The organism is Paenibacillus sp. LT-B23 (assembly GCF_059417685.1).
This window is the reverse complement of record NZ_JBSQBM010000003.1, coordinates 298812-325685: the sequence shown is the minus strand read 5'-3', so window position 1 is coordinate 325685 and position 26874 is coordinate 298812. Positions and strand designations below refer to the sequence as shown.

General features: G+C 47.6%; 31 protein-coding genes. All 31 read right to left on the bottom strand.

Annotated elements, in window-relative coordinates:
• Positions 1-12 precede the first annotated feature (12 nt).
• On the bottom strand, positions 13-711 hold the full coding sequence (rpsB, locus tag ACWXW9_RS06405; protein WP_013309916.1) for a 30S ribosomal protein S2: 699 nt from the start codon (positions 709-711) through the stop codon (positions 13-15).
• A 257-nt stretch (positions 712-968) separates the two neighbouring features.
• Positions 969-1613, bottom strand: coding sequence for an endolytic transglycosylase MltG (locus ACWXW9_RS06400; RefSeq protein ID WP_494928744.1), 645 nt, complete (start codon positions 1611-1613; stop codon positions 969-971).
• Entirely contained in the window at positions 1610-2236 is a 627-nt protein-coding gene (locus tag ACWXW9_RS06395) for a hypothetical protein (RefSeq protein WP_494928743.1), read from the bottom strand. Before ACWXW9_RS06395 ends, ACWXW9_RS06400 begins: the two co-directional genes overlap by 4 nt.
• A gap of 41 nt (positions 2237-2277) precedes the next feature.
• The gene (locus tag ACWXW9_RS06390) at positions 2278-2598 is read right to left on the bottom strand and encodes a hypothetical protein (protein ID WP_494928742.1); all 321 of its coding nucleotides are present in this window, start codon (positions 2596-2598) and stop codon (positions 2278-2280) included.
• 76 nt (positions 2599-2674) lie between these two features.
• The gene (locus tag ACWXW9_RS06385; protein ID WP_494928741.1) at positions 2675-4084 is read right to left on the bottom strand and encodes a flagellar assembly protein A; all 1410 of its coding nucleotides are present in this window, start codon (positions 4082-4084) and stop codon (positions 2675-2677) included.
• 45 nt (positions 4085-4129) lie between these two features.
• Positions 4130-4918, bottom strand: coding sequence for a FliA/WhiG family RNA polymerase sigma factor (locus tag ACWXW9_RS06380; protein ID WP_013309911.1), 789 nt, complete (start codon positions 4916-4918; stop codon positions 4130-4132).
• Positions 4919-4923: 5 nt separating this feature from the next.
• Positions 4924-5346 carry a hypothetical protein gene (locus tag ACWXW9_RS06375; protein ID WP_025684947.1) on the bottom strand — a complete coding sequence of 141 codons (423 nt, stop codon included), beginning with the start codon at positions 5344-5346 and terminating at the stop codon, positions 4924-4926.
• A gap of 2 nt (positions 5347-5348) precedes the next feature.
• Positions 5349-5846, bottom strand: a complete 498-nt coding sequence (locus ACWXW9_RS06370) for a chemotaxis protein CheD (protein WP_025684946.1) — start codon at positions 5844-5846, stop codon at positions 5349-5351.
• Entirely contained in the window at positions 5839-6465 is a 627-nt protein-coding gene (locus ACWXW9_RS06365; protein WP_025684945.1) for a chemotaxis protein CheC, read from the bottom strand. Before ACWXW9_RS06365 ends, ACWXW9_RS06370 begins: the two co-directional genes overlap by 8 nt.
• 3 nt (positions 6466-6468) lie before the next feature.
• Complete coding sequence (locus ACWXW9_RS06360) at positions 6469-6930, bottom strand: chemotaxis protein CheW (protein ID WP_225999342.1); 462 nt, start codon at positions 6928-6930, stop codon at positions 6469-6471.
• A 60-nt stretch (positions 6931-6990) separates the two neighbouring features.
• On the bottom strand, positions 6991-9090 hold the full coding sequence (locus ACWXW9_RS06355) for a chemotaxis protein CheA (protein WP_134910112.1): 2100 nt from the start codon (positions 9088-9090) through the stop codon (positions 6991-6993).
• Between the two features lie 33 nt (positions 9091-9123).
• Positions 9124-10647 carry a chemotaxis protein CheB gene (locus tag ACWXW9_RS06350; RefSeq protein WP_494928813.1) on the bottom strand — a complete coding sequence of 508 codons (1524 nt, stop codon included), beginning with the start codon at positions 10645-10647 and terminating at the stop codon, positions 9124-9126.
• Between the two features lie 31 nt (positions 10648-10678).
• Positions 10679-11566 (bottom strand): MinD/ParA family protein, encoded by an 888-nt coding sequence (locus ACWXW9_RS06345; RefSeq protein ID WP_494928740.1) that lies wholly within the window; start codon positions 11564-11566, stop codon positions 10679-10681.
• A complete protein-coding gene (gene flhF / locus ACWXW9_RS06340) occupies positions 11563-13002 on the bottom strand; it encodes a flagellar biosynthesis GTPase FlhF (protein ID WP_494928739.1) in 1440 nt (479 codons plus the stop codon). Before flhF ends, ACWXW9_RS06345 begins: the two co-directional genes overlap by 4 nt.
• Positions 12999-15032 carry a flagellar biosynthesis protein FlhA gene (gene flhA, locus ACWXW9_RS06335; RefSeq protein WP_025684940.1) on the bottom strand — a complete coding sequence of 678 codons (2034 nt, stop codon included), beginning with the start codon at positions 15030-15032 and terminating at the stop codon, positions 12999-13001. Before flhA ends, flhF begins: the two co-directional genes overlap by 4 nt.
• A gap of 23 nt (positions 15033-15055) precedes the next feature.
• The gene (flhB, locus tag ACWXW9_RS06330) at positions 15056-16168 is read right to left on the bottom strand and encodes a flagellar biosynthesis protein FlhB (RefSeq protein ID WP_134910120.1); all 1113 of its coding nucleotides are present in this window, start codon (positions 16166-16168) and stop codon (positions 15056-15058) included.
• The gene (gene fliR / locus ACWXW9_RS06325) at positions 16168-16953 is read right to left on the bottom strand and encodes a flagellar biosynthetic protein FliR (RefSeq protein WP_494928738.1); all 786 of its coding nucleotides are present in this window, start codon (positions 16951-16953) and stop codon (positions 16168-16170) included. Before fliR ends, flhB begins: the two co-directional genes overlap by 1 nt.
• 9 nt (positions 16954-16962) lie before the next feature.
• Positions 16963-17232: a flagellar biosynthesis protein FliQ gene (gene fliQ / locus ACWXW9_RS06320; RefSeq protein WP_014281093.1), complete on the bottom strand. Its 270-nt coding sequence runs from the start codon at positions 17230-17232 to the stop codon at positions 16963-16965.
• A 37-nt stretch (positions 17233-17269) separates the two neighbouring features.
• Entirely contained in the window at positions 17270-18025 is a 756-nt protein-coding gene (gene fliP / locus ACWXW9_RS06315) for a flagellar type III secretion system pore protein FliP (protein WP_494928737.1), read from the bottom strand.
• Positions 18022-18555, bottom strand: coding sequence for a flagellar biosynthetic protein FliO (locus ACWXW9_RS06310; protein WP_494928736.1), 534 nt, complete (start codon positions 18553-18555; stop codon positions 18022-18024). Before ACWXW9_RS06310 ends, fliP begins: the two co-directional genes overlap by 4 nt.
• A gap of 12 nt (positions 18556-18567) precedes the next feature.
• Complete coding sequence (locus ACWXW9_RS06305; RefSeq protein ID WP_014281090.1) at positions 18568-18933, bottom strand: response regulator; 366 nt, start codon at positions 18931-18933, stop codon at positions 18568-18570.
• Between the two features lie 29 nt (positions 18934-18962).
• Positions 18963-20270, bottom strand: coding sequence for a flagellar motor switch phosphatase FliY (gene fliY, locus ACWXW9_RS06300; RefSeq protein WP_494928735.1), 1308 nt, complete (start codon positions 20268-20270; stop codon positions 18963-18965).
• Positions 20260-21258: a flagellar motor switch protein FliM gene (gene fliM / locus ACWXW9_RS06295; RefSeq protein ID WP_137062728.1), complete on the bottom strand. Its 999-nt coding sequence runs from the start codon at positions 21256-21258 to the stop codon at positions 20260-20262. The genes fliY and fliM overlap by 11 nt, the downstream gene beginning before the upstream one ends.
• Positions 21259-21300: 42 nt before the next feature.
• The gene (locus tag ACWXW9_RS06290) at positions 21301-21774 is read right to left on the bottom strand and encodes a flagellar basal body-associated FliL family protein (RefSeq protein ID WP_494928734.1); all 474 of its coding nucleotides are present in this window, start codon (positions 21772-21774) and stop codon (positions 21301-21303) included.
• The gene (locus ACWXW9_RS06285; protein ID WP_014281086.1) at positions 21771-21995 is read right to left on the bottom strand and encodes a flagellar FlbD family protein; all 225 of its coding nucleotides are present in this window, start codon (positions 21993-21995) and stop codon (positions 21771-21773) included. Before ACWXW9_RS06285 ends, ACWXW9_RS06290 begins: the two co-directional genes overlap by 4 nt.
• A 60-nt stretch (positions 21996-22055) precedes the next feature.
• Entirely contained in the window at positions 22056-22865 is an 810-nt protein-coding gene (gene flgG, locus ACWXW9_RS06280) for a flagellar basal body rod protein FlgG (RefSeq protein WP_494928733.1), read from the bottom strand.
• Positions 22866-22970: 105 nt separating this feature from the next.
• The gene (locus ACWXW9_RS06275) at positions 22971-23351 is read right to left on the bottom strand and encodes a TIGR02530 family flagellar biosynthesis protein (protein ID WP_494928732.1); all 381 of its coding nucleotides are present in this window, start codon (positions 23349-23351) and stop codon (positions 22971-22973) included.
• Complete coding sequence (locus ACWXW9_RS06270) at positions 23348-23881, bottom strand: flagellar hook capping FlgD N-terminal domain-containing protein (RefSeq protein ID WP_494928731.1); 534 nt, start codon at positions 23879-23881, stop codon at positions 23348-23350. Before ACWXW9_RS06270 ends, ACWXW9_RS06275 begins: the two co-directional genes overlap by 4 nt.
• 18 nt (positions 23882-23899) lie before the next feature.
• Positions 23900-25372 carry a flagellar hook-length control protein FliK gene (locus ACWXW9_RS06265; protein WP_494928730.1) on the bottom strand — a complete coding sequence of 491 codons (1473 nt, stop codon included), beginning with the start codon at positions 25370-25372 and terminating at the stop codon, positions 23900-23902.
• A gap of 27 nt (positions 25373-25399) precedes the next feature.
• Entirely contained in the window at positions 25400-26383 is a 984-nt protein-coding gene (locus ACWXW9_RS06260) for a MotE family protein (protein WP_494928729.1), read from the bottom strand.
• A gap of 47 nt (positions 26384-26430) precedes the next feature.
• Positions 26431-26874 (bottom strand): flagellar export protein FliJ, encoded by a 444-nt coding sequence (gene fliJ / locus ACWXW9_RS06255; protein WP_494928728.1) that lies wholly within the window; start codon positions 26872-26874, stop codon positions 26431-26433.

Here is a 26874-nt window from a genome sequence, read left to right as displayed (position 1 = left end):
CGTAAGGAAATATTATGCTGTAGTTTCTTCGCCTTGGTTTGCTTCCATAACTGCATCAGCCATTTTACCTGTCAGCAATTTAACAGCGCGGATCGCGTCGTCATTACCTGGGATAACATAGTCAATTTCGTCTGGATCGCAGTTTGTATCAACGATACCCACGATTGGGATACCCAATTTGCGAGCTTCAGCAACCGCGATGCGTTCTTTGCGTGGATCAATGATGAACAGAGCGCTTGGAAGGCCCTTCATGTTTTTGATACCGCCCAAGAATTTTTCAAGACGATCTTTCTCTTTACGGAGAATGATAACTTCTTTTTTAGGAAGAACTGCGAAAGTACCGTCTTCTTCCCAAGCTTCCAATTGTTTCAAACGATCAATACGTTTTTGAATGGTTTGGAAGTTAGTCAGCGTTCCGCCCAACCAACGTTGGTTGATATAGAATTGACCAGCGCGTGCTGCCTCTTCTTTAACGGAATCTTGTGCTTGTTTCTTCGTGCCTACGAACAGGATTGTACCATTCTCAGCTGCAATACTTTTTACGAAGTTGTAAGCTTCCTCAACCTTTTTCACTGTCTTTTGCAAGTCAATGATGTAAATACCGTTTCTTTCAGTGAAGATATAACGATCCATTTTCGGGTTCCAGCGACGTGTTTGGTGACCAAAGTGAACCCCAGCTTCCAAAAGCTGTTTCATGGAGATTACTGCCATCTTCACGCACCTCCTAAGTTTGGTTTTTTGTGTGTCCTCCGCCGACATCATTTCTCGCAAAGACTTTCCATTTGGAAAGCACCCTTTACAAAATTAATCGACGTGCGTTTTTAACACCGTCAATTAATATACCATAACACCCGCAGCGTTGCAACCAACTTTTCGACAATAGCAGGATTAGCGGGAAATGTGACTGATTATTCCCGCCCTTAGAGCTTTCTAGCGAAAAATAAAAACCGCCCACTTCCCGATCACGGTCAGTTGGACGGCTTCTTTGTAATTTTAGTAATAATAGAACCGAAATCCTCACCCTTGGCAAACTCATAGGTACCGGTACGGATTTTGGTATTGATTTTTTGAGCCTTAGCCTCTGCCTCAAACGCGCTGGCATCTGATACAATGCCCGCCCTCTGCAAACCAGATGCCACACTCCTCAGATTGCTTCCCGATGCAATGCTATATTGTACTTGCGGAGTGGCAGGCTGTTTGGGCGTATCTGGAGCAGTTGTAGCACTCGAACCTTTAGTTTGCGGCTTATCCGGACTTTGGAGCGCAGACGTGCTTGCTGAAGGCTTGGAAACAGCCGAAGGTGTGCTGTTTGCAGGTGTCTTGGGTGACGAAGGCGTTTGTGCCGGTTCTGCCTTTTTGGGAGCAACCGGTGTTTTATTACCTTCCTTGACCACCTTGTTGCGCCATTCCTCTTCGGTCATCCTCGGATCAGAGCTGTCACTGATTTGAAGATTCAGTCCGGCTGCTGCCTCCTCCAATTGCTCACGTGTCATGTTTTTCAGATCTGCCACAGACGGCGATTGTCCCTGACCGATCATCGCCAGTTGCAGCAGCAGTGCGCCTGTAATAAGTCCGGTGCCCATGCCCAGCATGAATGAACGATTTTTGATCACGTCAGATCCTCCCGTTCCGCCAGTTGTAATATGAGCTGTACCTCGCCCCGTTGGATGCCTGATTGTTTAGCAATGTAATCCACCGATTTGCCCTGCTCATACAGCGAAAATAGTTCCTGATAACGCTCACGGATAGATTCCTGCTGAGCTTCCGGCTCAGCTTCTTGCAACGGCGCCTGCTCTTCCACAGCAACAATAGAGGCGTCAGACTGCTCTGCCTGCATGGGAATAGCAGACTGCGTATTGCGGAACTGACCATAAGCTGCCACCACCTGATGCGGGGTACCTGTATGTAGTAGTACCTCAGATCCAGACACTGTCTGTGTAGAAACTGAAGCAAGCGCAGCCTGGCGTTCAAGCTCCACAATCCGGTTCCGAAGCTCAGCCACTTGCTCCTGCAATGAGGCCTGTTTAACCGCATGTTCCTGCTTTATGCCGGATACGAGCTCAATCAGCTCATCATTGTCGTTTTCAATATCGGCCATATATTGCTCCAAGGTGGCCTCGACCTTTTGGACGACGACCTCTTCTGTTCCCCGGCCTGGCTGCCGCTTGGGCAGCAGCCAGGCGTAGACAACAGCTGCGGCACCCAGCAGAACAATATATATCCATGGTTGATCCACTGCCCATCGTCTCCTTTTATAACGCTTCTCCACCTGTCGGATCAGAGCGAAAAATCTATATGATGTCCCTTGTATGGATGCTCTGCAGGATGCTCCTTGGGCAGTTCATTTTCACTGGACCGAGATCGGCTCTGTCCAGAAGAATGACTGCCCTGCCCTCCAGCTTCTCTCTCACCGACGAATGTTTCCGCAGATTCATCCACCGCACTGCTTCGCTGACGAATCTTTTCTGTCTCCTGCTCGGTCTTTTGCCCTAACAACGCTTGCTCATTCATCGGACGTTGCTGGTATTCGCTTTGGTACTTACCCGCTTCACTGGTACGAGGTACGGCGATTTGTAATTCAACAGCTTTCAGGCTCATTGGACCACACCCTTTCCGATTGGGCATCCGTATCTGTTTTCCGAGGAATAAGAAAACTTGTTATTCCTGTGCCAGATTACACGGAGGAGGACATGCTGATGTCACCCTCATGATAATAAAACGCCATTCTTTCCACCGAATCTTTAATAAATTTTGTATATCTGCCGATAACTATTTTAGAGCCGCCATAAATAACGTTTTTGACTTCTACCCGTGCGCGGCTTGTATCTTCTAAGGTTCGTTCAATCTCCAGCATTCTTGATTTGGTCTCCAGAAGCTCGTTGTCATTTGATTTTTTGGTAGATGTCAACTTGATTCGCATCGCCATTCTATCAGGGGCAAGCTGTCCGGCAGCAGCAAGCTGGTCCAATATGGTGAGGGCCTTATTGGTCTTATCCTGGCTGTCTGTCTGTTGCTTCAAACGTGCCCGGAGTTCAGTCAGCTCATCACGCAACTCTGGCAGTACACCTACTTCGATTATAGTGGCCGTGGACATCGTATTACCGATGGTGCGCGCCACTACCTTTTCGCCAGCTTGTACACTACCACCTACGATCAGTCCTTTAGCCCCTCCACAAAGTACATTCTTACTGGCTTTGATTTGGGAGTGCATGATGCTTTGGGATACAAGTATTTCGCCACCCGCAATCACGTTACCATCTTGGATAAAGGAACATTTCACATTTTGTGCAGCTTTCACATACCCCTTGTGGTAACCGATAATACCGCCACTGATGTCGACTGAGCCTTCCGCATCCAATTCAGCACCTTCCACGCCGCCGATGACACGAATGTCGCCAGCCGCCCGAACACGAAAACCTGTCAGGACATTACCCCGAATGACGACGGTTCCAACAAAGTCAATGTTGCCGACGCTATAATCCACATCACCGTTCACTTCATATACGGGAAACACATTGAGCTTCCCCTTTTCAGTCGTAGTCACCAGTCCGTCGATAGCTGCGTACATTGCAACGCCCTCTGGATGAACAACTACGTTTTTCCCGATTTTAAACCGTGCCTCTTTGCCTGAAAGGTAAGGAATTTCCTCTCCCGTTACAGCAATACCAGGTACACCCGGCAATGGATCAACCCGCTCGGCAATCAGTTGTCCACGCTTTACATTCTTTAAACGGGTTAATTCTTTATAGTCCACTCGTCCATCCACGGTTTCGAGCGGCTTATGTGCATCTTCACCAGTCACAACTTCAGCAAGATTAATTTTTCCGTCCGTGCCATGAATCGGTGGTGTTCCCTCAGCAATCAGTAATTTGGTGAAGAAATAATCTTCCGATCTTGCCACAAACGTATGAATCGCATCAGTAATCAAACCATGACTTATTTTTTGGTTATTCAGGAAACGCTCCAATTCTTCCACAGAACAGGAAAAGCCTTCTTCACGTTTGGCAAACTCCAAATAAGCGCTAAGTTTATCGGGTGAGACGACCACTTTTAAATACTGGTCCAAAGCATATTGCTTCTCCACAGGGGTGCTCCTTCCGTCTAACTGTTACTGTAACCTCCCGTACGTTTAATCTTTACGCATTAGCAGATCCCGCTGTTTGTCCAGTGTCGCTCTCAGCCGCAATATGGCTTTGGAATGTAGTTGTGAAATTCGTGAGGGTGAAAGCGACATGACCTCAGCGATTTCACTGAGTGACAAATCCTCGTAATACAATAAAGAAACAACGATACGTTCTTTTTCAGTCAATTTGTCAATGCCTTGTGCAAGGGCATCACGAAGTGTAAATTCATTGACCTTGTGATCCGGATTTTTCGCTTTTTCATCGACTAAAAGGGAAAGTCGTGTCTCCGACTCTTCTTCACGGATCGGGTCCTCCAGTGAGACGATCGACATAACGGCGACCTCCTGGATCATGTTTTGAAACTCTTTTTCAGAGACGTCCAAATAATGGCTCATCTCTTCATCACTTACCGTGCGTAAGTATCTCTGCTCCAGATGCTGATAGGCATCCTCAATTTTTTTCGCTTTTTCCCTGACTGAACGTGGAACCCAGTCTCCTTGACGAAGACCATCCAAAATCGCTCCTCGAACGCGCCAGGAAGCATAAGTCTCAAACTGCAAACCACGTTCATAGTCAAACTTTTCAAGAGCATCAATCAAGCCCATGACCCCGTTACTGGCCAGATCATCTTTGGATACATTTTTAGGTAAACCTACTGCAAGGCGTCCCGACACATACTCCACAATATGAAGGTACTTTTCAATTAACTGCTTTTTTGCTTCCTTGTCACCGTGTTCTTTCCATTGCTCCCACAGTTCGGAATGGTTTAAATGAGCGGCTTTTCGCTCGTTCATCGGCTTCACCCTCCTTGTTTGTCTGTCAGGTGACGAACGGCCTTGGCCAATTCTTCAGGGTCCTTGTTTGAAACCAGCTTAGGCGGGTTTAAAGGCGCAAAACCGGTGTTTTTCCCGTCCGTCTGCTCTGGTTTCGGCTTCAACAATTCATTTAGGTTTTCATCTTCGTCTGGTGTCGTCAGGTCCAGATTCCCCCCTACGCCATCCACCTGAGAGCTTGCCCGGCTTTGGGCATTACCCAGATCTGGCCGCGCTACGACACCCAGTGCCCAGCGCAGCACAAATGCAAGCAGGAACCAAAAAACGAAGGCGATCAAGCCACGAATTAAGCTCGTGGTCAGCAGATTGCTGCCAGTGGACAACACAAAAGTCAGGATAAATCCGACTACTCCAGACCAAAGATTAATGCGTAAGCTGCCAAATAACATGATTATAATTCCTTTACACCTTTTTGTACGCTTCGAATATTCAAAACGCCAGTTTCACAGTCCAGTTCAATCGTTCGGCCATAACTACCGCCTGTATCCTCCGCAAGCAGTGGAATACCGAGATCTACGAGCATTTCCTTGCATGATTCCACATTGCGCGGACCAATTCGCATGGTGTCCCCGCTGCCGGCAAAGGCGAACATTTGCGCTCCCCCTGCCATTTTGGCGACCAGTCTGCGACGTTCGGCTCCCAATTTCAGCATCCGCTCAAATAGCTCTGGCAACGCGGTATCGGCGTATTTAGCAATGTTAAGTTGCCCTTCACGTGCAATGTCCGATGACGGTAGCATTACATGTGCCATACCAGCCAGTTTTAAATGAGGATCGTAGAGGGTCAACCCGACGCAGGAACCAAGTCCTGTCGTGCGAATGGAGTTTGGATTGCTGGTTACGTTCAAGTCTGCCATGCCCACTTTGATGATGCTTTTATCCTCAATCATCGTTCATCGGGACTCCTAACGACCTGAATATTTTACCAAACGATTCCGGATCCGGAATCAGGAAAAATTGACCCTCAATCTGATTCTGCCCCTCCAGAAACGATGTGTCAATCAACAGGGCTGCATCCCCCATCTGACCAAATTGTAACAATCCGTAGCTGAGAATGGCACCGGCCATATCCAAAGCTAGTGCAGGAACAGTCGGATACATAGACAACCGGGTGAAATCGGCCAATGAGGACAAGTATGAACCCGCTAAAATATTTCCGATTTCAGACAGAGCCGAATGCTCCATTTCGTTAAAGCTGTCCTCATCATCCGAGGGAATATTCGCCAGCCGGGAAAGCAGACTTTTTGCCGCATGAGGTTGCAATATGAAAAAGAGATTGCCTGGAGCTTCGCCCTCGACTCTGAAAAATATCGCAACGACAAGTTGCTCATTCCCGCCAACCTTTTCGGCAATCTCCTCAAAAGGCAGCATCTGTACTTTAGGTACGCCCATATCAACGGGTTTATTTAGAAGTCGGGAGAGCGCTGTAGCAGCGTTCCCCGAACCAATGTTACCGACTTCCTTCAAAACATCCAACTTGAAATCTTCGAGATTCTCAAGATTTTCCATAAATTAATCCTCTAAGCCTTCCAGTTGGTTCATTTCACTCCGATTCAGCACCTCAGACAAATTCAGCATGATGAGCAAGCGCTCTTCACCGATTTTAGCGACTCCACGCAAATATTTAGCCTTGACTCCGCCAACGACTTCCGGTGGTGTCTCAATGTTGTCGGTATTCAGGTCAATTACGTCGTTCGCCGAATCAACGATAAAGCCGACTTGCATCTCACCCACTGCAACGATGATAATCCGGGTTTGATCGGTATATTCCGCCTCAGCCAATCCAAAACGACCCCGCAGATCAATAACGGGAATGACCACGCCTCTCATATTGAATACGCCTTTGACAAAATCGTATGTTCTTGGAACACGTGTAATCGGCACCATGCGCTCAATGGATTGGACTTTTTCTACTTCGACACCGTATTCTTCTTCACCAAGTTTAAATACGATAACTTTAATTTCTTCTCCCATGTCTAAAAACCCTCCTTATGGATGTCAGCAATTTCACATTTCTTTCATTTAATGAAGACATTATTTAATGAAAACATTAGGGTCGATGATCAAAGCAACCTGACCGTCACCTAAAATCGTGGCGCCTGAAATTCCCTGGATGTTCGGAAGGTATTTGCCCAGGTTTTTAAGAACAATTTCACTTTGTCCCAAAAAGTCCTGAACAGAAAGGGCTGCCAAACGGTCACCCTTGCGAATAACAACAACCTCTGTCTCTTCTTCTTCATCCTCATTGAAGTCAGGCACTTCAAACAACTGACTCAAGGAGATAAGCGGAATATGGGATTCGCGGAAAGCGATCATTTTATTGCCATGAACAGAACGGATTTGTGTCCGTTTGACGATCGCGGTCTCCACAATAGAAGACAACGGAATCGCATATTTTTCGGAACCGATCTGTATCATCATGGCCGCAATAATGGATAGTGTCAGTGGCAACTGTACAGAAAAATTGGTTCCTTTGCCCAGAACAGAATGAATCGTAACGTTACCGCCAAGGGAAGTGATTTTAGATTTAACTACATCGAGTCCAACGCCGCGTCCTGAAACGTCCGAAATGACCTCGGCTGTGCTGAATCCAGGAGCGAATAGCACCTGGTGGGCCTCTTCATCGGTCATCGCAGCTGCTTGTTCCTCCGTCATAATCCCTTTGGAAATGGCACTTTTCAGTACCTTCTCGCGATTAATGCCGCTACCATCATCTTCAATCTCAATGAACACGTTATTGCCGCTGTGGAAAGCACGTAAATGAACTGTTCCTGTCTCCGGTTTGCCTGCCGCAATACGGGTCGCTACTGGCTCGATGCCGTGATCCACAGAGTTACGCAGTAAATGCACTAACGGATCACCGATTTCGTCGATAACCGTACGGTCCATTTCGGTGTCCGCGCCAGTAATAACCAAATCCAGCTTTTTATCCAGCGATTTGGCCAGGTCGCGCACCATACGCGGGAAACGATTGAAAACCGTGTCCACGGGTACCATCCGCAATTTAAGCACGACATTTTGCAGATCACTGCTTACACGGCTCATATGCTCTACAGTTTCCGTCAAAGCCGGATTGGAAGCCTCACTCGCCAGTTGCTCCAACCGTACACGGTCAATGAGCAATTCACTGAACAAATTCATCAATACGTCCAGACGTTCAATGTCGACACGAATCGTACGGTTGTGCGTAGGCGCTGCTGGCTTGGCTACTGGAGCTTTACCCTCGGCTGGCTTAGCGCCGGAGGCCGCAGTTGGAGACTGCGGCTGGGATGCAGCGGACTGTTGTTGTACAGCTACCGGGGCTTCCTGCGCCGCAGCAGTTTCTGCCAGTCCGGCATTGACTTCGCTCATTTGCTTAAGCGATTCCTGATCCAGCTGTACAACGGAGACGGACTCGATTTCGGAAATACTGGCGATTTCCTTTTCCAGCTCTCCTACCTCTTTCTGCGTTATGTAATATAACGAGAAATTTTGTTCGAATTTCTCCTGCTCAATATCCTGCACAGACGGATAAGCTTTTACAATTTCACCAGTGTTCTCCAGCGTATTAAATACCATAAAGGCACGTGCAGCCTTCAACTGGCTTTCTGAGCTAATCGTTACCTGTATATAGTGAACCCGATGACCCTCGGAAATAGATTGCTCCAGTACAGAATACTGGAATTGATCCAGCACAAGACCCGCGCTTTCGCTATCAGCCGCTTTTTTCGGCGTAACCGCCTCAGTAACAGTATCTGTGCCGGATTTTTGGAAATCGCCACGCACGATGGATTGCAGTGAAGCTACAATAGAGGATACATCCGCTTTTCCATCGCCACCCTCTGTAATGTTCTGTACCATGGACTCCAACGCATCCAACCCTTTGAAAAAGGTATCGAATATAAATTCCTGCATCGCAAGCTTGTTGTTACGTACCAGATCAAGAACGTTTTCCATTTGGTGAGTGAGCGATGCCAGGTCTTCAAAACCCATTGTAGCAGCCATTCCTTTGAGGGTATGGGCAGACCGGAAAATCACCTGAACGATGCCCAGATCGGTAGGATTACTTTCCAGTTGAAGCATTTTTTCGTTAAGAGATTGCAGATGATCATTCGACTCATCAATAAACATGTTTAAATATTGGTTCATGTCCATTGTGAGACACCTCCTCCATGAGTTACACTCCGATTATTTCACAACTTGTACAAGCTTGGGGGCGATCTCCTGCATCGGCAGAAGGTGGCGCACACATTTTAACTCTACAGCCGAGCGGGGCATTCCGTACACTACGCAAGTTTCCTCATTTTCAGCAAATGTGGATTGTACCCCTGCATCATAAAGCTTTTTCATCATTTTAGCCCCGTCGCTTCCCATGCCAGTCAGCAACACCAGATGCCGTTCCAGAGAGGTTAACGGGAGTAACGATTCGAACATCGTGTCAACAGAAGGACGGTGACCGTTACGAGCTTCTTCCGTCTTCAGTGACACGGTGTATTTACCACTGGCTCCCGGCACAATTCTCAATTGATATCCTCCCGGAGCGATATAAGCTGTTCCAGTCTCCAGCGTCATCCCCTGCTCGGCTTCAACCACCCGGAGCGGACTCAACGTATTCAGACGCTGTGCCAGCGAGCGGGTAAAGTTGGGCGGCATATGCTGCACAATGACAATCGGGGCGGGAAAATCCCCGGGAATGCGTTCCAACAACGTCTTGAGCGCACGCGGACCACCGGTAGAGCATCCGACTGCCACCAACTTGCGGAAGTTGGGCGAATATACTCCTTTTTTAAGGGAGAACCCCTTGGGCGCTGACTGAACAATGGGTGCCTTCACTGGGGGCGTAACAGCCGAAGAAGCAACTGGAGTCGAAGGAATCGGTGTAGACACCGTTTTCCTGGGCTCAGGTTTGCTAAGCCCTGCCTTATCCGTGCTGTGCTGCGCTTTAGCTGCGGACGTACCCGAAGTATTCAGTTGCCTTGTCGCACGTTCAACTCCCTTGGGCGGCTCTTCCTTCTTCTGTGTAGCAGGTGCTTGGGCGGTCTTCTGCGGCTGGGCGACTGGCTTACTTAAATGGCTGTCAGGTACAGAACTTCCTGTCTGTGGCCGTTTCGCGGCCGACTTGGCTGCCGGAACGGACTTGCCAGCATCCCGCTTCGGCGGAACCGGTGCAACAGTTGCAATAGGAGCCTTGCCTGTAGCTTCTGTAGCGTCTTTATCTTCCGTTCCCATGTCAGCTAATGCTTGTCCTTCTGTAGTCTGCTCCAGCGCTGCTTTTCGTTCGTTAGCTTCCTTGCGCTCCAATCGGCTGCGGACTGCTAACATAGCGGTGTGCATCTGCTCCAGTAGCGCCTTGCCTACCTGCTTGATATCCTGCGCGTGAGAGATGGAGGGCTTCCGTATAAAATCGAAAGCACCTGCTTCCAGAGCCATAATGGTCTCCTTCATACCCTGTTCATTAATACCAGAGAGCATAATGACCGGAAGCGGATGGGCCGCCATAATAAGAGGAAGCGCTTCAAGGCCATTCATTTCAGGCATCTCGACATCCATTGTGACTAGGTCAGGCTGTAACTCCTTCACTTTCTCTACAGCCTCTTTGCCGTTGGCGGCTGTACCTGCGATGTCGAACGACTCATCTTTTACAATTAAATCTGAAATAATTTTGCGCATAAAGGCCGAATCATCCACAACCAGCACCCGGTAAGCACACATGTTAAACACCTCTGTTTCCTTTCAGTCAAAATCAATGTGCCGAACGCCGCAACCATTTTTGCATAAACCCTTTGATTCCGCTCAAAGTGCCTGATTGCGGAGTCTGTGGCATCGCTGCAAAACGGTGCGCCAGATTCAACACATCTCTGGATGCCGTACATCCCGGATAAGCAATTGAAAAAGGCACCTGCCTTTTGACTGCCTGCATGACATGCGTATCATCACTGATATGTCCCAGCAACGGAATGTCGATCTCCAAAAAGCGTCGCGCAACCAGAGCTATCTTATCGGCAACTTGACGGGCCTCATTATCGTTATCGGCACGATTGACTATAATTTTGAATACTGTATCCTTTTGCAATCCACTGACGACTTTGATCAGCGCATAAGCATCCGTCAAAGACGTCGGCTCTGGCGTAGTTACGACCATACACTCGTCAGCGGATGTTATGAATTTCAGGTTTTCTTTAGATAACCCCGCGCCAGTGTCAAACAAAACATAATCCATATCTGCCGCAATTTTCTCCACCTCATCGGCAAAGTAATTCAGATCGTCATCGGATAACGAGAACAGCTCGCTCAGGCCAGATCCTCCAGCAATATAAGGCAAGCCTCCCAAGCCCGTTTGAACAATTTCGGCCATTGTTTTTTCACGTTTTAACAGATGAAGAAGATTGTATCTTGAGTTGGCCCCCATCAATACATCAATATTGGCCATACCGATATCAGCATCAAATACGAGTACCTTTCGCCCAAGCGATTGCAAGGCCAAAGCAAAATTAAGGGTGAAATTGGATTTGCCCACACCGCCCTTACCACTGGTGACTGTCACGATTTTCGCATGGCGATTACGTGCAGGTAGTCGATACTTATCCAGGGCAGAAGCCATTTGTCTAAGAGATTGGGCTTGGTCACTCATACAGAATCCCCGGTATCTCCTGACGATTCTGTGGCTCCGAACAGCAGGCTTGTCACCATTTCTGTATCTGGATGCAGCAGATCGTCAGGCACATTTTGACCGTTCGTAATATAGGCCAACTGCATTGGAAACTGGTGCAACAGATTAAACAAACCGCCGCAACTACCTGTCTCATCCATTTTGGTAAATACAACCTTACCAAGGCCAAACTTACTGAAATGTCCGGTTATGTTGAGCATATCTTTGCTTTTGGATGTTAGGCTAAGTACCAGATACGTCTCACTTTCCTTAATAGGTGAAAGCAGACTTTGCAATTCGGAAACGAGTAGCTCATTACGATAATTTCGTCCTGCGGTATCCATCAGGATCAAGTCACAATGCTCCAGACGTTGAATGGCTCTGTGAACATCTCCGGGAGATTGCACAACTTCAAGCGGCACATTCAAAATCGTAGCATATGTACGCAGCTGCTCGACAGCCGAGATACGGTACGTGTCCGAGGTAATAAATCCGACTTTGCGGTGATGCTTAAACAACTGTTCCGCTGCCAACTTCGCAATGGTCGTCGTTTTTCCTACTCCGGTTGGACCTGCCACATAGACAATTTTGGTATCTTTCGAGATGCCCTTGTCCAGCCTTTCCCGAATGAATCCGGTCACTTCTGCACGAAGGGCCTGCTCCCAATCAAAAGATTCAGGATCAGACGGATGCTCACTTCGGCGTTCATATACCCTTTCCAGCCAATGCTCCAGCAAATCGCGTTCCACTTCCTGCTCCAGCATACGCTCACAAATCACTTGTAACGGTTCCGGCCAAGTGTTCTCCATCGCAGAATTGCGGGAAATTCGAGTCATCATGGCTTTCATTTCCCGTAATTCATAAAGCAGGGATTGATTTTCCTCTGCCCCCATCTTGTCTGGAATGCTTGCCTCCGACGCTTGCTTAAACAACTCGTTGGATGTTTCCTTTTTCGGAACTGCTGCTTTGTTGTTAAAAGCTTCATTTTCAGCTTCCACACTATAACCTGCTCCATATGAAGAACGTTCTGTGCCCGGGGCAACTTGTTCGGCCGCAGCCATCAAATCAGCCAATCCCTCTTTGGAACCGTTCGTCATCTGCGTTACCCGTCGATAGGCTTCTGGAGCGGCTTGTCTGGGAACCACTGGTGACGACGGTGCTTCCTGCTGCTCAGGAGCATTCATGGGTGGAAAAGCCTCAACATACGGTTCCTGCGACGGTTGAGTCCGTCGTGGTTTTTGAAGCTGCTGCTCCTCTACCGCAGCGACGACTTCGATTTTCTTTTTACCGAACATACCCATAAATCCGCCGATCTTCATTTCCTTGGTGCTCAAAATGACGGCATCCGTTCCAAAGTCACCTCTGATTTGCATCATGGCTTCCGGCATTGTATCCACTACATATCGTTTCACTCTCATAAGTTCACCACCCCGACACTTTGAATTTCAACGTTCGGCTCTAGCTCACTGTACGACAGTACCGGGACATCCTGCATCGTCCGTTCCATCACTTGCCGCAAATACATACGAATCGTCGGTGACGTTAATACGATAGGCTGCTGCCCGGATTGAATGAGACGGTTGATTTGCTCCATCATCCTTTGATACACCGTCTGCGTTGATACCGGATCAAGAGCCAGATAGCTGCCCTGCTCCGACTGTTGCACGCTTTCGGCAATTTTCTTCTCCAGCCCTGGTCCCACGGTAATGACACGTAGTGTCTCTCCCTGCTGGGCGAACTGCTGCGTAATCTGGCGGGACAACGCCTGACGGACATATTCAGTCAGCACGTCCGGATCTTTTGTATAAGTGCCGTAATCAGCCAGTGTTTCAAAAATGGTCACCATATCGCGGATGGAGATTTTTTCTTTTAACAGCTTGGCCAGCACTTTTTGTACATCTCCAATCGCCAATACGGAAGGAATAAGATCGTCCACAAGCACTGGATAATTTTCCTTGAGATTGTCGACCAGCGACCGCGTTTCTTGTCTGCCAAGCAACTCGTGAGCGTGTTTCTTGATCGTCTCCGTCAAATGAGTCGCTACGACCGAAGGAGGGTCCACAACCGTATAACCGGATAGCTCCGCAACATCCTTGGTATTCTCATCAATCCAGAGTGCAGGCAATCCGAAGGCTGGTTCTGTCGTTTCAATACCCGTAATGGAATCGTCGTCGTATCCTGGGCTCATCGCCAGATAATGGTTTAACAGCAATTCCCCGCCGCCTACTGTATTGCCTTTAATTTTGATTACATACTCGTTCGGCTTGAGCTGGATATTGTCCCGTATACGAATGACTGGCACAACCAAGCCCAGTTCCAGCGCACATTGACGACGGATCATAATAATCCGGTCTAGCAAATCCCCGCCCTGCTGCGTATCAGCCAGCGGAATCAGCCCGTATCCAAACTCGAATTCGATCGGATCGACCTGAAGCAAATTAATGACACTTTCCGGACTGCGCACCTCTTCAATCTGTTGCTCTTCTTCCATCTGTTCATCAGCGATCTGTTTACGTTCCATATTGCCCTGCATTCTTCGGGCCGCAAAAAACAGCAGAACAGCCAGTGGAAGGGTCGTAATGATATGAATAGGAGTAAACAAGCCCAACAAAGCAATCGTGGCAGCCACAATGTAAATTAGCTTTGGATATGAAAAGAGCTGACCCGTCAAATCATCCGCCAAGTTTCCATCAGACGTAGCTCGTGTAACGATCAAGCCTGACGCCGTGGATATGAGCAACGCGGGGATCTGGCTAACCAGTCCATCACCAATGGTCAGAACGGAGTAAGTCGACAGCGCCTCCTGAAACCCTTTACCCTGAACAGCCATACCAATAATGAAACCGCCGACCAGGTTGATAATCAAAATGATAATACTCGCAATGGCGTCACCTTTAACAAATTTACTGGCACCATCCATTGCTCCGTAAAAATCCGCTTCCCGTTCGATTTTACTACGCCGTTCACGGGCTTGCTGTTCGTTGATCAGACCTGCATTCAGGTCGGCATCAATACTCATTTGTTTACCCGGCATCGCGTCCAGCGTAAACCGTGCGCCTACCTCAGCAACCCGCTCGGAGCCCTTGGTGATCACGATAAACTGCACAACCACGAGAATCAGGAAGACAACAAAACCGACCGCAATTTGTCCGCCTGCAATCCAACTACCAAACGTAGCCACGACTTCTCCGGCATGTCCCTCACCTAAAATGAGCTTGGTCGTAGAAATGTTAAGCGCCAGACGAAACAACGTTGTGATGAGCAGCAATGAAGGAAAAATAGAAAACTGTAAAGCTTCCTTCGTGTTCATAGAAACGAGTAGAATCATCAAAGCAATCGATATGTTAATCACGAGCAAAATGTCGAGCAACCATGAAGGGATCGGTAGAATCATCATAAGAACGATGCCGATGACGCCTGCAAGGACGGTTATTTCTTTTATTTTCACGGGTCTCTTGGCCTCCGATCCCTTTATTTCACTTTACCTTTTAATTTATATACATACGCCAGCACTTCGGCAACAGCCTGGAACAGATCGGCTGGAATCGCATCCCCGATTTCGGCTCTTTGAAACAGCGCCCGTGCCAGCGGCTTGTTTTCCATCGTTATAACGCCGTTTTGCTTGGCAATTTCCTTAATTCGGAGCGCTACGTAATCTTGCCCTTTCGCAATAATCTGCGGCGCCTCCATCTCCGAACCGTCATATTTCAAAGCCACAGCAAAGTGCGTAGGGTTGGTAATGATGACATCTGCATTGGGAACTTCCTGCATCATGCGCTGCATAGCCATTCGGCGCTGCCGCTCGCGAATTTTCCCTTTGATCAGCGGGTCACCCTCCATTTTCTTGTATTCATCCTTGATGTCCTGTTTGGACATTTTCAGATTTTTCTCATGCTCATAGCGTTGATACATATAATCCAATACTGCTAAAACGAACAGCACCACACCAATTTTGAGTCCCAGCTCCATTGTTAATGAAGCCGTAAAGCTCAACATTTGGTCACCGGACATTTCGGCCAGCTTGGGCAAGTCTGCTTTTGTTTTCCACAGCACGCTGTACACCAGATAACCGATCACGGTCATTTTTAAAACAGATTTCAGGAATTCAACCAGTGACCGCATGGAAAAAATATTTTTAAATCCTTTAATCGGGTCAATCTTGCTAAACTTGGGCGTAATCCCCTCTCCAGTTAACAAGAAACCGATCTGCATGTAATTCGCAGCTACCCCGATGACAATGGCCCCAATAAAAATAGGCGCCAGCATAATCATGATTTGCACGCCATACTCACCCATCATCAACATTGTCGTGTTCGGCGTTACCTCCATTGATAACCGGTTTACAAAAATATCCCGAAACAAGCGAACCGCATGATCCTTGAAATACCCGCCGAAAATCATAAGACAGAAAAACGTGACCAGCAGGACACCCGCTGCGGGCAACTCCATACTTTTGGCAACCTGCCCTTTTTGCCTGGCATCCTGTTTCTTTTTGGGTGTGGCTTTTTCCGTTTTTTCCCCTGAGAACAACTGCAGGTTCATAGCATATTTAAATGACAAACTACGTTCCCCCAAACCAGACATTAAGGACGGTTACCCATAATATCCAACAAGTTGCGCATGGATTCGAACATCACAGTAAACAATTTTTCAAAGATAAAAGCAAAACTCGGCATAAGAAGCAATAACATGAACAGTCCCACAATAATTTTGAGCGGCACACCAATGACAAAAATGTTAAACTGCGGAGCCGTTTTAGCCAAAAATCCGAGTCCCACATCCGTTAAAAAAGTAGCTACTACTATAGGAGCAGCAATTTGAAAAGCCAGCATAAAAGATTCAGCAAAGGAACGGATCAGAAATTCCGTCACACTGCCTCCATACAGCTTTACAAAAAAATCATTCGTCAGCGGCACCCAATCATAGCTGTATAAAATAGCGTTTATCAGGTGATGATGCCCGTTTAAGCTTAAAAAGAGCAACACGGCTATCGCAAACTTGAAATTTCCCGTTAAAGGCGACGAAGCTCCTGTCATCGGGTCAAACACACTGGCCATCCCAAAACCTACCTGAAGGTCAATAAAGGAACCTGCGGTTTGGATCGCTGTCATGAATAAATAAGCGGTAAAACCCAGCAACAACCCAATCAACACCTCACGAGCCACCAATAGCACATACGCTGCATCCGTCGGTACTTGCTGATGCGCACCATAAGTGAGATACACGATCAATGCGAGAAATCCCGATATACCAACCTTAAAGATATTAGGTACTCCTCGGGTTGAAAAAATAGGCGCTACTACAAAAAACGAGGTAATCCGACAAAAAATCAGCAAAAAAACAGGAAAACTCTGTAACAACATGTCCATAACTTCAGCCTAACCTATATATTTGTACAAATTGTCCAGAATGTTAAACGTAAAATCCACTAATGTCGTCAATATCCATGGTCCGAACAAGAGCAATGCCAGTAATACGGCGACAATCTTCGGAACAAATGCCAAAGTCTGCTCCTGAATTTGGGTTGTCGCCTGAAAAATACTGATAATCAAACCGACGACCAGTCCCAAAATCAGCATCGGAGCGCTAACTTTAAGCACTGTGTACACCGCTTGTCCGGCAAGGGAAATAATAAACTCCGAAGTCATTGCCGTCCTCCTTGATTGCTGTCCCTGTGGGAAATATTCATGTGTTAAAGCTCAGAAGCAATGATTTGACGACCAGATACCAACCGTCTACGAGCACAAACAGCAGTATTTTAAAAGGAAGCGAAATCATCACCGGCGGCAGCATCATCATCCCCATAGCCATGAGCGTACTCGCTACCACAATGTCAATGACCAAAAACGGTATAAATATCATGAAGCCCATCTGAAATGCTGTCTTTAACTCACTGATAGCGTAAGCCGGAACCATCACCGTTAACGGGATATCCTGATAGTCTTTCGGTTTTTCCATCTTGGTGTATTTCATAAAGAGCAGTAGATCCTTCTCCCGTGTATGAGAGAACATAAAGGTCTTGATTGGTACCGCAGCCTTGTTCAGCGCCTGAGACTGTGTCAAATCCCCCTTGAGATACGGCTGGAGCGCAGTCTCGTTCATAGCGGAGAACGTCGGGGCCATTATAAATAAGGTAAGAAACAAGGCCAGTCCGACAAGCACCTGGTTAGGCGGCATCTGCTGGGTCCCCAGCGAGGTGCGAACAAAGCCCAGCACGATCACGATTCGCGTAAAGCTCGTCATAAGCACAAGCAAAGCGGGCGCTACACTGATGACAGTAATAAGTAAAATAATAGACAGCGAGGTGGCACCGGGCTGTCCTTTGTCCGAGTTGCCGACTTGTATATCAATGTTCGGGATCGGTTCCGCAGAGGCCGCCGTCACCGAAATGAAGCTGAACAAGACGAGCAGCAAACATGCAAGTATAATCTTTTTTCTCATGAATCTCCCGACCGATCTGTAGTATTCTCCTCATTGCGCAGCTTTTCGAGTTTATCCTTGCGATTCGGCATTTGCCGAAGCTTGGATTCGAACATCTCGTGAAAAGACGTTTCCTCTTCAGGCTGCTGCTGTGCCGCGGTGTTCCGGCGAAGCTTATCCGCAATTTTAGCGAATAGCGGGGCAATCGGGCCGCGCTGCAGAGAAGCTTCTTGCTCCAGTGCGGCCAAAATTTGCTCCACTTCTTCAGGATCGGATACTTTGTCAACAAGCCGGATATCTTCTCCCACACCAATGAGATACACACTGCTACCAACTTCAACAAGCTGAAGGGATTTGTTAGGGCCCAGCCCCACGCCTCCCAGTATGCGAACGGAGCGGTTGCTGAACCAGCTCTGATTTCTTTTACTCAAAAACCGTATCAAGTACACGATCAGTACGATGATAAAGATCAGCACGAAAAGGACCCAGGCAATGTTGCCTATATTGCTGGATGTACTCAATGCGTCAGAGGCACCCTGTTTTGTATCCATAGCGGATGCGCCTTACACACCCAATGTTTTGTTGATGGCTTCGATAACCCGATCCGATTGGAAAGGCTTAACGATAAAATCTTTTGCGCCTGCTTGGATGGCATCAATAACCATCGCTTGCTGACCCATCGCGGAACACATGATGACCTTTGCGTTCGCGTCAATTTTTTTGATTTCCTTCAGAGCGGCAATGCCGTCCATTTCGGGCATCGTAATATCCATCGTAATCAGGTCCGGACGAAGCTCCTTGAATTTTTCAATAGCCTGTGATCCATCCTGGGCCTCTCCTACTACTTCATATCCATTTTTGGACAGGATGTCCCGAATCATCATTCTCATAAATGCAGCATCGTCCACGATCAAAATACGGTTTGCCATCTGAAATAAATCCTCCCTAAATTATGCTATTATTGTAATTTCTGAATACGGTCCCATTGGCTTACAATATCCGTCACACGCACGCCGAAGTTCTCGTCGATTACGACAACTTCGCCTTTGGCAATCAGTTTGTTGTTAACCAGAATGTCCACTGGCTCCCCGGCAAGCTTGTCCAGTTCAATAATCGAACCTTGTGAGAGCTCTAGAATATCTTTAATTTGCTTTTGGGTCCTTCCTAATTCTACGGTGACTCTAAGGGGAATGTCCATCAATAAATTTAAATTGTTTTCATCCACTTGCGCAAATGCACCGGACTGCAAGTTTGAAAATTGTACAGGCTGCACATTTACATTTCGTCCCGGTATCGAACCATAATGATGAGGCGCTCCATAAGGGGCCTGCGGTGGTACACCTCCAGGCATTCCATAACCTGGCGTTCCCTTCTGACCGTATCCCGGGTCTTGAGGGTACATAGGCGGTTGCTGTCCATAACCTGCATCCTGCGCCGGCTGTACGGGCACCTGTGCGGCTACCGGTGGCTGTTGATACGTTGGTGCGGGTTGCTGTTGCGGAATCTCGGTTTGTTGCGGCACTTCTGGAGCAGCCGTTGCTGCTACTTGCTGTGCGGACGCTTGCGGTTGCTCGTCATCCTCTCCGCCATTCATTAAAATGCTCACCATCTTTTTGGCGAAATGCACAGGCAACAGTTGCATCAATGTAGAGTCAATCAGGTCACCGATCAACAAACGGAAGGATACTGTAATCAGCGTCTGTTCATCTGGCAGGCTGGATACTCCATCACCATGCATTGGATCCAAAATATCAATTCCAGGCGGAGAAATATTAACAAAACGCTTAAACATGGTAGACATTGAGGTTGCCGACGAGCCCATCATCTGGTTCATCGCTTCCTGCACAGCGCTGATATGAATTTCATTCAATTCTTCATCTACCGGATTTCCTTCACCGCCAAGCATCAAATCCGCTATGACCTGCGCATCACGCTTTTTGATCACGAGCGAGTTAATACCCTCAAATCCGTCTACATAATTCACATGTACCGCTACGTGCGGCTTAGGAAAAGTTATTTCGAATTCAGAGCGGGTAATAATTGAAACTTTAGGGGTTGTAATATCAACCTTTTGACCAAGCAGTGTGGAAAGAGCTGTCGCTGCGCTGCCGAACGTAATATTACCGATCTCCCCGAGAGCATCCTGCTCCAGAGGAGTCAGAAAATCGTCAACGGTCTTGTTGGCGGGAGTAGAATCCGTGCCCGCTTCCGACTGTTTCAGCAGGGCATCAATTTCCTCCTGGGACAAATAGTCTTTACTCGTCAATTTCTTCAACTCCTTCGCTGACAATTTCATCAATCTGTACGGCAACACGATCTTTTACCATGCCGGGACTTCCCAAAAATTTCAGTTTTTCGCCCACCCGGATGGAGAGCCCTTCCTTGACGGGTTTGTTCAATGAAATGACATCCCCCACCGAAAGGCCTAAAAACTCGGCCACATTTATTCGGGATTCACCTAGCTCGGCAATAATGGGAAGCTGTGCTTTCGTGACCCGTAATCTCAAGGCGTCAATCTCTTCAGGCGCCCTTGATTTCTTTTCGGATGTAAACCACTGGTGCGTAGACAGCCTAGCCATAATCGGTTCCAATACCACGTGCGGGATACAAAGGTTAATCATCCCTGTGGTATCGCCAATTTTAGTACTAAGCGAGATTAAGGCAATCGTTTCATTGGGTGAAACAATCTGCATAAACTGCGGATTGGTTTCCATTGCCTCCAAACGCGGTTCAATATCCAATACCGTTTTCCAGGCCTCTTGCAGGCTGTCAAAGGTACGACTAAAAATCCGCTCCATGATTGTCGTCTCAATCTCTGTCAATGCGTTAACCTTGGACGGCGCTGATCCGGTCCCTCCGAGAAGCCTGTCCAGCATTGCAAAAGCTACGTTCGGGTGAACCTCAAGCACCATACGTCCTTCCAGCGGCTCGGCTTCAAAAATGTTCAAAATGGTCATTTTCGGAATGGAGCGAATGAATTCATCATAAGGAAGCTGCTCCACCTGAACGACATTAATTTGGACAAACGTCCGGAGCTGTGCTGAAAAATAAGTGGTCAGATACCGTGCAAAATTTTCGTGTATCCGTGTCAGACTCCGAATGTGATCCTTGGAAAACCGAAGCGCTCTTTTGAAGTCGTAAGCGCGAACTTTCTTTTGGGTATCTTCCTTTTTAAGTTCTTCCGCATCCATTTCACCGGACGAGAGAGCTGCTAAAAGGGCATCAATTTCCCCTTGTGACATTACATCCACCAATGTTATTCACCCCCTTACATGTTCTGACAAGTTCACCTGGAATCAAATGGCTGCCAGCAAAAAGTCTGTAATTTTGGCGTTCCCCAGGTGACCTTCAGGGAGCGACTTGTTGATGAGATCCGTCAGCTTGTCACTGAACTGGTCCCGGCCTTTAGCTGTTCTGAGCTCATCAGGCTTGGTATCTGCAAGTAATTGAATAACGATTGGCTTAATACTGATGTCCTTGATTTTTTCAAAAGATTCCTTTGCTTTGGCATCGTTTAATTGAAAAGCAAGATTCATCTGCACAATATAATCGGCATCTGCCAGATTGGTTTTGATACCAGTAATTTCAGAACTCACTTCCACCAATTCATCTGCTGTCAGTCGGGGAAGCCGTTCTGCTTGAGCAGCTTGCACATTTGGAGTGACTTCCGACTTTTTCCCGCTAAGCGCTGGTATAAGTACAAAGGCCGCACCTGCAATCAAAGTAATCGCGAGTAAAATTGTAATGAGCCATGGCAGCATCTTTTTCATTCGTCTTCCTCCATTTGTTGCACTTTTATCGTGGCGGCATGTATGCCGATTTCACGGCTGTAACCCTTGATCAAGGAGACGACATCTGCCGCTTTTTCCAATACAATCAACCGTTTCCCCGTCACTAATGTGACGTATGTATCCGGCGTTTCCTCCACAGTCTCAATGAGCAGAGCATTAAGCCACATAGGCGAGCCGTTTAGCCGCGTTAACGGGATCATCGTAACACCATCCTCCTGATAGGTACGGGGGAGCCCTTACTCCCCCGCGTTTAGATGCGATTAACGTTTCAAGTTTACAACTTCCTGTAGCACTTCATCCGAGGTCGTAATGATACGCGAGTTCGCCTGGAAGCCGCGCTGCGCCACGATCATTTCGGTAAATTCACCTGTCAAATCGACGTTGGACATTTCCAACTGGCCCGCAATGATAGCGCCCCGGCCCTCCGAATTAGCTACTCCAGGCTCAAGTGCATCAATGTTGGAGTTAACCGTGGTACGGTACAAGCTACCTCCGATTTTCTCCAAGCCTTCGGGGTTTGTCACTCTGGCTATACCAATTTGCGTGCCATTGTCTACGGTGCCATCATCCAATTGCTGTACAATCGTACCGTCCTGCGAGATAGAGAACGACGTCACATTGTCAGCCAGTGTGATTGGATCTCCACCCGCATCTCCTACGAAAAAGCCATCTGAGGTAACCAAATTCCGGTTTGCGTCCACGTGAAAATCACCCGCGCGAGTCAGATAAGGAACATCCTGTGCATCATTCATTTTGACCAGGAAAAATCCGTCACCGTTAATCCGCAAGTCTGTCGGATTGTTTGTAGTCATGGCACTACCTGGAAGATGAAGTGTATCAATCGAACTGACCGATACCCCTAAACCGACCTGCTTGGCATTTTGTCCCGCAGTTGTCGTTCCGTCCGGTGCACTTGCGCCCGAACTCGTTTGGCTCAAAATATCTTTGAACATGACGCGGCTGGACTTGAAGCCTGTTGTATTTACGTTTGCAATGTTGTTACCGATAACGTCCAGCTTTGTTTGAAAGCCCTTCATACCCGATACACCCGAATACATTGATCTCAACATTGAGTATAAATCCTCCTCTGAATGCTTGCTCGATTAACCGCATCAGTCGATCCGCGGCTTCTTTATGGCTTTCCTGCTCGGGCCAGCCACTTCTTGCTAAATTTTCTATGAAATAATAACGGCACTATCAATTTGCGTAAATACGTTATCTTGCATGGATTGCTTATCCATCGCGGTAACTACTGTCCGGTTAGGCACACTTACGATCAACGCCATATCCTGCATTAAAATTAATGATTCCTTGGCGCCTTTGGCAGCCGCTTTATCCACAGCCGAGTTAATCTTCGCCATCTGGTCACTTCTTAGCTCTATCCCTCGCTGCTCCAGACGCTTAGCTGCATGGTTACTCAGCTTGAGTACCTGCTCCTGTAACACCTGTCCGAAGGGCCTACCATCCTTCACAACCGGATTTACCCGATTCTGCGGAATCGCCGCCGGAGGAACATTGGCGGGAAAAAGACGTCCGACCGTTATCCGGTCATTCATGAGTTCTCACCACTTCCAGTAGAGGAAGAAGTTGTAGTATCCGATGCCCCTGCCGAGGAAGCCGCTGTTTGAGCCTGACTTACCGATGTCACATCTTTCAGTGCTACCTCTGACTTTCCGATTTTGGCATACTGTACACCGTCACGAATAACGATGGAATCCACGATTCCACTTTTCACCGTACCTGCGCCCGTTTCACCCGTAAGCGAATCCTTTTTACCAGCCTCGATCCAACTGACTTCCTTTCCAATCAAACCGGAGGATATTCCTAAAGACTGTCCCAACGTATTCAACTGGGTAGAAATGTTCATCAACTGCTCCACGGAAGAAAATTGCGCCATTTGTGCGATAAATTCCTTATCTTCCAGAGGCTGCATTGGGTCCTGGTTTTGGAGCTGGGTAATCAAAATTTTCAAAAATTGATCCTTACCCATCGTTTTGGTATCCTTGGCGCTTGCCGTTTTGACGTTATTCACGTTGTAATTCGGCCAGACGTTACTGGTGGATACATTATTGTCCGCAGTCGTCATTGTGTTCTCACCTCCATGCTACGCTTGTGCTGTAAAGGAGCCTGTCCGATTTACATCATCTGTGCGTTGTTCTGCTGTCCAGTTGCGGAGTTCTTCCGCCATTTCAGCTACCTTTAGAGCATCATCGGCTTCTTCTCTGCTCCGCGTCTTGGAACGTTGCTCGGATTGTTGCTGCTGATTTGCACCTGATCCACGGCCATCCTGATACATATGGGAAGAAAGTGATTCATTTTGCGTTACTTCCACCTTATCTACCTGAATTCCCTGACTTTGAAGACTTGCACGCAACTGTGACATTTGCTGTTCGAGCAAATCTTTAGCTCCGCTGTGCTCAGTCATGAACTGGGCGACCAAGTGCCCATTCTGCATCGTCAGTTTGACTTCAAGCTGTCCCAAATGATCTGGACGAAGCATAATAGTCGCTTCTGTTAATCCAGAATGCTTCACAATATCCAGCTTTTGCACTACAAAGTCCGTCATTTCCTTAGCAAATTGTCGCACATGTACGACAGGCTGCGCCGGAGCCGAAGGAGTTGTGCCTTGCGTCTGCACCGAAAGCTGGCCTGCGGTCGTAATCACAGGAGTTTGACTGTCGGTCGCTGCCGGATCAGCCTGCTCGGTTACGTCCACTACTGCACCAGTTTCATCCATTGGAGTTGCTTTAACTGCAGCTTGAACATGAACATTAGCTGATGAACGTTGTCCTTCTGCACCTTGCTGGTTTGTCCCGCCTTGACTCGTCTGCTGCTCAGTAGCAACAACCTGTTTGTCTGTAGAAACAGCCATTAATGTCTGAGTGCTATTCGCCCGATTCGTAGAAGGTTGAACTGCTTGTGAATCTGCGCCGTCAGCAAGCTCCACCGCTTTCAGTACGCCGGTCCACTGCTCATCGGAAATAGCTCCCGTACCAGCCGTCGTATTTTGAAGCGATTGTAGCAACTGTGTAATCTGGGCCTTTTGGTCTCCAGTAGCCTGATTCGCTACATTTGCAAGCTGTGACAAAGCATCTTGTAATGCAAACCGAATGGTAGCCGGATGTGCCGCCAAAGCCGTTAAGCCTGTCGCCGCATTCGTTTCCCCACCCTCTGTTTGCTCCTGCGCACCACCGTCACCTTGTAATAACTGCTGTACTTGCTGGACCCACGATTGCAGAGCTGCGAACAAGGCTGGGTCAGATGCTACCTGATCATCCAACTTTTCAAGGTTTTGCAGTAATGGAGCCAATGTCTCAACAAGCGGCTCTGTTGAAGCTTCTGTCGATTCTCCGGCAGTAATCAGCGGCATCACCATAACTAATGGAGATTTCCCAGCATCTGTGCTTGTAGAGCCCGTTTGCCCGCCAGTCATCATTTGCGTAAGCGTCTGATTAAAAGCACCGCCTGTGGCTCCTGCTGCTGCCGTCCCTGCTGTTGAGGTTGTCGCTGTACTAGCTGTGCTTCCAGCCGTCTGACTGGAACTGCTGAGAGATACACTTTGAGAAATAAGTGTCATTTATTTTTTCACCTCCCTTCATTCAAATCACTTGCTGCCCATCAGCTTGTTTAAGATTTTCGCCGTTTGTGCAGCGTCCTTCGCAGACATATTTTGCAGTAAAGAAGCACGTGTCGAATCATCTACTGTATTTAATATGTTTAATGCCTTGTCCGGACTGATTTTGTAAGTTTGTAAAATCAGTTCGGCACCGCTTTTCTTGTCCATGGAAGCAAATGTGCTGCTAATCTGAGTGTTTTGCAGACTTTTACTCGTTGTCCCCGCTGCAGTGCTCTGATCCTTTTTCAAACGGGACTGCAACGCAGCCACTGACAAATCAGTAGAGGGTGTTACGTTTTTCAGAGCCATAGTGATATCGGCTGCTTTTTTAGCATCCATCTTTTGTAAAATTTTCGCACTGTTTTCAGGGTCCATGTAGCTTAGCAGTTGCACCGTTTCTTCGGTTGTCAAGTTTGCCATAATCGGTGCTGCCTTACTTGCAGTCATTCCTTCATACATGGAAGCAAGGTCTTTAGCCTGTTTTACATATGGGTCTTCATTCGCTGTTCCGCTTGCCGCTTGTGTACCCGTCTGTCCCTGCTGACTGTCCTGCGACTGTTGTTGCGTTTGCGTTTGTAGCGTATTGATCTGATTTTGCAGTTCTGTAACCTTTTTATCCTGAGTTGTTCTGGCAGCGGTAGCCTTTTTGAGTTCCTCCGTCTGCTTGGCCAAATCTGTCTTAAGCTGCTGGATGGTTGCTTCAGAGCTTACGGACTGGGCTTTCTGATCTGCCTCTTTGCTCTTGGCAACCTTGTCTTTCGGTTCGGGAATCCAATTCTTCACAATTGGAATCTTGTTTCCCAATGAAATCATTTCACTTCTGAAATCCACGTTGAACAGCGTAAGCAGGACCCCCACCAGAACGATTGTAAAAACAATCGGAATCAGGAAAAACATAAACCGTTCAAATCCCCCACCTGACTCTTTTTCCAAATCCATATCCAGTTCATTTTCTGCTAAATTCCGTGCCATCGTCTTCCTCCTCAGGCAGCTGATATGCGTATCCTGTGACTTTCCGCTTACCGGGCTTTCATGGCAAATCTCACGGAAGCCATTTCATCCAGCTCGTTCTGCTCGCGCAGGAGCATTTCCTGTTGGAATTTCACGTTGGCCTTCTCTCTCGCTTTCAGCCAAACTTGTTCATCCAGCATTTTATCGGTCAAAACGGTTTGTTTGCTTTGCACATTTTGCTGCGCATATTGAACATCTCTATGCTTGCGTGTAATACATTGATCCAGATGGTTGACGTAAGCCTGTAATTCCTGAATGGTAGAGAGCGGCGCGCAATCCTCGGCAGCCTTTTGAATGGCTGATATGACCCGATTCCTTTCGCCTACAAGCTGTGTCAATGTCTGCTCCTCAACCTGTAATTGTCCAACAGCACTGGAAAGCAACCATTCGGCCTGTGACTTTTCGTTGGTTTTCAAGTCTACAACTTTCTGAAAGGAATACTGAAATCTCAT